2 protein-coding genes are annotated in these 7,171 nt (G+C 68.8%); both read right to left on the bottom strand.

What is annotated here, in order from left to right; genetic code table 11:
• The coding region (locus tag ACFV3R_RS34375; protein ID WP_385591441.1) for a type I polyketide synthase at window positions 1-6,869 on the bottom strand (6,869 nt) is incomplete at its 3' end.
• Between the two features lie 63 nt (window positions 6,870-6,932).
• On the bottom strand, window positions 6,933-7,171 hold a 239-nt coding region (locus ACFV3R_RS34370), incomplete at its 5' end, for a hypothetical protein (protein WP_385591439.1).

The raw sequence follows: 7,171 nt of genomic DNA, 5'->3' as shown, positions 1-7,171 counted from the left end.
CGCGTCCCCTCATGCGCCGCGGCCAACTCCCGCAACGCCTCCGGCTCACCGGAAACCACCGTCGACCGCGGCCCATTGACCGCCGCAACCGACAGACGGTCTCCGAACGCGGCGATCCACTCCCGCACGGTGACCGCGTCCTGCGCCACCGCCATCATCCCGCCACGCCCCGCCAACGCCCGAAGCGTCCGACTGCGCAGCGCCACCACCTTCGCCGCATCCTCCAGCGACAGGATGCCGGCCACCGTCGCAGCGGCGATCTCACCCTGCGAATGACCCACCACCGCATCGGGACAAACCCCCGCGGCCTGCCACACCGCGGCCAACGACACCATCACCGCCCACAACGCCGGCTGCACCACATCCGCAGCCTCAAACCCGTGTCGACCAGCCAGAACCTCGTCCAACTCCCAATCCACGAACGGCGACAGAGCCCGACCACACTCAGCCAACCGCGCCGCAAACACCGGCGACACCTCGGCCAACTCCCGGCCCATACCGACCCACTGGCTCCCCTGGCCCGGAAAGACGAACACCGTCCGACCGCTACCACCGACAGCCGCCGTCCCAGTGATCAGTCCGGACGAGGGCTCGTGGGTGGCCACGGCCGTCAGGGCTGCTGTGAGCTCCTCTCGTCCGGTGCCCAGTGCCACTGCCCGGTGCTCGAAGTGCGAACGCGTGGTAGCCAGCGACCAGGCCAGGTCCACCGGGTCGAGTTGTGGGTTGGCCAGAATGTGTTCACGCAGTCGGCCGGCCTGGGCGGCCAGCCCGACGGCGTCACGGCCGGAGATCGGCCAGGGCAGGGCAGAGGTCTCGGTCAGCACCGGAGTAACCGGCTCGTCCTCGCCTTCCGTCTCCGCCGGCGCTGCCTCTACCTCCTGGACGATGACGTGGATGTTGGTCCCGCTGATACCGAACGCCGACACCCCGGCCCGCCGCAGCCGACCAGCCTCGGCCGGCCACCGCACCGACTCCCGCAGCAACTCCACATTCCCCGAAGACCAGTCCACATGCGGCGACCGCTCCTCCACATGCAACGTCCTCGGCAACACACCATGCTGCAACGCCAACACCATCTTGATGACACCCGCAACACCCGCCGCCTGCTGCGCATGCCCGATATTGGACTTCACCGACCCCAACCACAACGGTCGGTCGTCCCCGGGCCGATCCTGACCGTAAGTGGCCAACAGCGCCTGCGCCTCGATCGGATCACCCAGCTCCGTACCCGTACCGTGCGCCTCCACCACGTCCACATCCGCAGCCGACAACCCCGCACTCGCCAAAGCCGCACGAATCACCCGCTGCTGCGCAGGACCATTCGGCGCCGACAACCCATTCGACGCACCATCCTGATTGACCGCACTACCCGCCAACGTCGCCAAAACCCGATGACCCTTGCGCCGCGCCTCAGACAAACGCTCCAGCACCACCAGACCCGCACCCTCACCGATACCCATCCCGTCAGCACCGGCACCGAACGCCTTGCACCGCCCACTGGACGACAAAGCCCGCAACCGCGAGAACCCCACAAACTCCCCCGGATCGGCCATCACCATGACGCCACCGGCCAACGCCAACTCACACTCACCCGACCGCAACGCCTGCGCCGCCAAGTGCAGAGCCACGAGCGAGGACGAGCACGCGGTGTCCACCGTCACCGCGGGTCCCTCCAACCCCAAGGTGTAGGAGACGCGGCCGGACAGCACGCTCAGGGCATTGCCCGTGATCAGGTGCGCTTCGGAACCCGACAGATCACCCCCGGAACTCAAGTAACCGGAAGGGGCTGCACCTGCGAAGACACCGGTGGCCGATCCCCGCAGCGTCTCAGGGTCGATACCCGAACGCTCCAAGGCCTCCCAGGAGATCTCCAACAGCAACCGCTGCTGCGGATCCATCGCCAACGCCTCACGCGGCGAAATCCCGAAGAAGCCCGCATCGAACTCCGCCGCCCCCGACAGAAACCCCCCCTCCACCACATACGTCGAACCGGGCGCATCCGGATCCGGATCAAACACCGCACCCGCATCCCACCCACGATCAGGGGGAAACCCGGAAATGGCATCCCCACCACCGGCCAGCAACTGCCACAACTCCTCCGGACTACACACCCCACCCGGATACCGGCACGCCATCCCCACAATCGCGATCGGGTCATCCGACACCACCACCGAACCAGCCGGCCCGCCCGCAACCCCCGACGCCACCTCCAACGCACCGAACATGCCCTCGACGATCCGCCGGGCCAACACCGTCGGGTTCGGGTAGTCGAAAACCACCGTCGACGGCAACCGCAGACCCGAGACGGCATTCAGACGGTTGCGCAACTCCACCGCCGTGAGCGAATCAAAACCCATCTCCCGGAACGCCCGGGTGGGAAGGACGTCGGCAACGGTGTCGTGCCCCAGAACCGCGGCTGCGTGCGACCGCACCAGTTCCTCCACCCTCCGTTCCTGCTCTGCCCGGTCGACGCCGGTGAGCTTGCGGGCGAGTTCACCCTGCGGCTCGGCCGCGGTGGTGCCTTGCGAAGAGTGGTCGTCCTGCGGTTCCTGGGCTTCAGGGATGGTGTCCAGCAGGGGGCGGGGGCGGGCGGCACAGAAGACGGGCGCGAACTTCTCCCACTCCACGTTCGCCACCGCGAGGAACGTCTCGTCGTCCTGCAACACCTGACCCAACGCCGTGAGCGCCCGCTCGGTGTCCAGGAAGTTCATCCCCTGCCGCAACAACCGATGCGGCGTGACCCGACCAGGACTGTGATCCATCTGGGCATCCACCGCGTCCCAGTCCCGCGTGTTCCACACACCCCAGGCAATCGACGTACCCGGCAGACCACGCGCCCGACGATCCTCCGCCAACGCATCCAGATACGAATTTCCCGCGGCATAGGCGGCGTGATCGTTACTGCCCCAGGTCGCCGAGATCGACGAGAACATCACGAACTCGTCCAACTCCAACCCGACCGTCGCCTCATCCAGATAAGAGGCGCCGGCAGCCTTCGCGCTCAGGGAGTAGGCCAGTCCTTCGAGGTTTGTCTGCTCTACTCGCGCCAAGAACGGGGCGTTGGCCGAGTGCAACACCGTCGAGAGGGCCGGGCCCGTGCGCTGGACGTGCTCGACCAGGCCGAAGACCTGCTCACGCGAACTGGTGTCACAGCACAGGACATCGACAGCCGTGCCCTCGCCCGCCACTGTCGCGGCAAGCTCAGCCACCGCCGGAGCCGAAGGACCCGAACGGCTGGTCAACACCACACGCGAGGCGTCATGGTCAGCCAGCCACGGCGCGATACACACACCGATCGAACCCGTACCACCAGTCAACAAAACCGTGCCCCTGGGCGACCACGAACCCTCACCGTTACGTCGACGGCCGGCCCGCACCAAACGCCGCACCAGCACACCCGACGACCGCACAGCAACCTGGTCCTCCCGGCCATCAGCCACCACCGCCGCCAACCGGGCCCCCACCCGCTCATCCACCACCGACGGCAGATCGACCAGACCACCCCAACGATCCGCATGCTCCAAACCAACCGCACGCCCCAAACCCCACACCTGCGCCTGCACCGGACTGGTGGTCACCTCACCACCACCGGTCTGCACCGCACCACGGGTCACCACCCACAACGGCGCCGCAACACCCTGCTTCCCCAACTCCTGCACCAACTCCAACGTGGCCGCCGTCCCCCGAGGCACCCACCCCTCACCCGGCAGCAACGACTCATCCAACGCCAGCAGCGACACCACACCAGCCACATCCCCTGACATGACCCCGCCGAGGCCGGCCAGATCCACCCGAACGACCTCCGCACCCCTCTCGCCCAAGGCGCGCCCGATCACCTCAGCCTCATCACCACCACCGTCGCCGCCACCGACCAGGAGCCACGTCCCCGACAGGACACCCGCACCCTCGCTCCCCGGCTGCCACACCACCCGATAACGCCAGTCCGCCACCAACGCATCAGCCTGCCCACGACGCCGCCACGCCGCCAACGCCGGCACCACCGCACTCAAACTGCCGCCATCAACCTCAAGCGTCTCCGCCAAACCACCCAGATCACCGGCCTCCACCGCAGCCCAGAACTCCGCGTCCACGGGATCAGCGGTCGGCTCCGGCGTCGGGAGACCGGTCTCCGGCCAGAAGCGCCGGTGCTGGAAGGCGTACGTGGGGAGATCGACCACCGCGCCGCCGCCGAGAACATCCGCCCAGGAGACGGGCACGCCCCGCACGAAGCCTTCGGCGAAAGAGGTGAGGAGCCGGTCGGCCCCGCCGTCGTCACGACGCAACGTCCCGGCGACGACCACCCCCCGCTCTTCCAGACTGTCCCCGACTGCCGTGGTGAGCACAGGGTGCGGCGACACCTCGACGTAGGTGCCGTGCCCCCGGTCGGCGAGAGTGCGGACCGCCCGCTCGAACTCGACCGTCTCGCGCAGCGAGGCATACCAGTAGGCCGCGTCCAGTTCCGGACCAGTGACCGACTCGCCACTCATCGCCGAGACCATCGGCACCTGACCCTCGCGGGGGGTGATGCCGTCCAGGGCGGTCAGGATGTCGGCGCGCAGCTCGTCCACGTGCGCGCTGTGCGAGGCGTAGTCCACCGGCAGGATTCGCGTCCGCGTCCCCTCATGCGCCGCGGCCAACTCCCGCAACGCCTCCGGCTCACCGGAAACCACCGTCGACCGCGGCCCATTGACCGCCGCAACCGACAGACGGGCTCCGAACGAGGCGATCCATTCCCGCACGGTGGCCGCGTCCTGCGCCACCGCCATCATCCCGCCACGACCGGCGAGCGCCCGAAGCGTCCGGCTGCGCAGCGCCACCACCCGCGCCCCGTCCTCCAGCGACAGGATGCCGGCCACGGTCGCAGCGGCGATCTCACCCTGCGAGTGACCCACCACCGCATCGGGACGCACCCCCGCGGCCTGCCACACCGCAGCCAACGACACCATCACCGCCCACAACGCCGGCTGCACCACATCCGCAGCCTCAAAGCCATGCAGCCCGGCCAGGACGTCGTCCAACTCCCAGTCCACGTGCGGCGACAGAGCCCGACCACACTCCGCCAACCGCGTCGCAAAGACCGGCGAAGACTGGGCCAGCTCCCGGCCCATACCGACCCACTGACTCCCCTGCCCCGGAAAGACGAACACCGTCCGACCGCTACCACCGACAGCCGCCGTCCCGGTCACCACACCCGGGGCAGGCTGACCCGTCGCCACCGCCGCCAAGCCGGCCGACAGCTCCTCACGGCCGGAGCCCAACACCACCGCACGATGCTCGAAGACCGCACGCGTCGTCGCCAGCGACCACGCCACGTCACCCGGCTCCAGCTCCGGCCGCGCCAAGACGTACTCACGCAACCGACCCGCCTGCGCCGCCAGACCCTCGCTCGTCCGGCCCGAGAGCACCCACGCCGGTGCCGGCGACTCCAGCAGCCCGGATGCGGGTTCTTCCGCTGCTTCAGCTGGCCCGGCCAGGGGCTGCGGGGCCTCTTCGAGAATCATGTGGACGTTGGTGCCGCTGACGCCGAAGGCCGAGACCCCGACCCGCCGCAGGCGCTCGCCGTCCTCGGCGGGCCACGCCACCGGCTCCTTCAACAGGGCCACATTGCCGACCGACCAGTCCACGTGCGGCGACGGCTCCTGCGCATGCAACGTCCGCGGCAACACACCGTGCTGCAACGCCAACACCATCTTGATCACACCCGCCACACCACCAGCACACTGGGCATGGCCGATGTTGGACTTCACCGACCCCAGCCACAACGGCCGGCCATCCCCAGGCCGGTCCTGCCCGTAGGTGGCCAGCAACGCCTGCGCCTCGATCGGGTCACCCAGCGTCGTCCCCGTACCGTGCGCCTCCACCGCGTCCACATCGGCAGCCGCCAACCGGGCGTCCGCCAGAGCCGCCCGGATCACTCGCTGTTGCGAGGGACCGTTGGGGGCGGTCAGCCCGTTGGACGCACCGTCCTGGTTGGCGGCGGTGCCACGGATCACGGCGAGGACGTGGTGGCCGTTGCGCTGTGCGTCCGACAGCCGCTCCAGCACGACGATGCCCGCACCTTCACCCCAGCCGATGCCGTCGGCCTGGGCCGAGAACGCCTTGCACCGCCCGCTGGAGCCCATCCCACCCTGCTGCGAGAACTCCAGGAAGGCGCCGGGCGTCACCATCACCGCCACACCGCCGGCCAGTGCCATCGAGCATTCCCCCGTCCGCAGTGACTGAACGGCCAGGTGGAGTGCCACCAAGGAGGAGGAACACGCCGTGTCCACGGTGACAGCCGGGCCCTCCAGGCCGAGCGTGTAGGAGATCCGGCCCGAGGCCACCGCCGTCACGTTGCCGGTGAGGAGGTAGCCCTCCAGGTTCGGGTCCTTGCCCATGAGGCCTTCGCTGTAGCTGGAGTTGTTCGCGCCCACGAACACGCCGGCGCGGGAGCCCTTCAGCGACAACGGGTCCAGTCCGGCCCGCTCGACGGCCTCCCAGGCCACCTCCAGCAGCAGACGCTGCTGCGGGTCCATCGCCAGGGCCTCACGCGGCGAGATACCGAAGAACCCCGCATCGAACTCCGCGACATCACTGACAAAGGCACCCTCGCGCACATAGGTCCGATCTGCGGTGTCCGTGCCGTATGCCTGCTCGAACTCGTCCCAGCCGCGGTCGGTGGGGAAGCCGGAGACCGCATCGGTGCCGGCGGTGAGCAGTTCCCAGAACTGCTCGGGCCCCGTCACGCCACCGGGGTAGCGGCAGCCCAGGCCGACGATCGCGATCGGCTCGCGTTCGCCGGACTCCAGTTCCTTGACCTGCTCCCGTGCCTCGTAAAGGTCGGCGGCCAGCTTCTTCAGAGCGCCGAGCAGCTGCTTGTCATCGGCCATGGCGGATCCTCCTCGGCATTGCACCGGCCTGCGCATCGGTGGTCGTCAGGACGTCAGTGGTCGTCATGACGCCCCCAGTTCCTTGTTGATGAAGTCCAGGACCTCGTCTGCGGAGGCCTCTTCCAGACGTCCCGCCACGGCTCGACGTCCGGCCGGCCGGTCGGTAGCCGTGCCGGTACTGGTACCGGCTGCACCGGGCGCGCCCCTCAGCCATCGGGAGAGCAGGGTCTGCAGTCGTGTGGTGACTTCACGGTGGAGTTCGCCGCTTCCCGTGGTGTTGTCCAGGGTGGCTTCGAGGCGGT

The organism is Streptomyces sp. NPDC059740, assembly GCF_042733155.1.
GTDB lineage: Bacteria > Actinomycetota > Actinomycetes > Streptomycetales > Streptomycetaceae > Streptomyces.
Note: the sequence above shows the minus strand (reverse complement) of the source record. Positions and strands in the feature narration are given on the sequence as shown.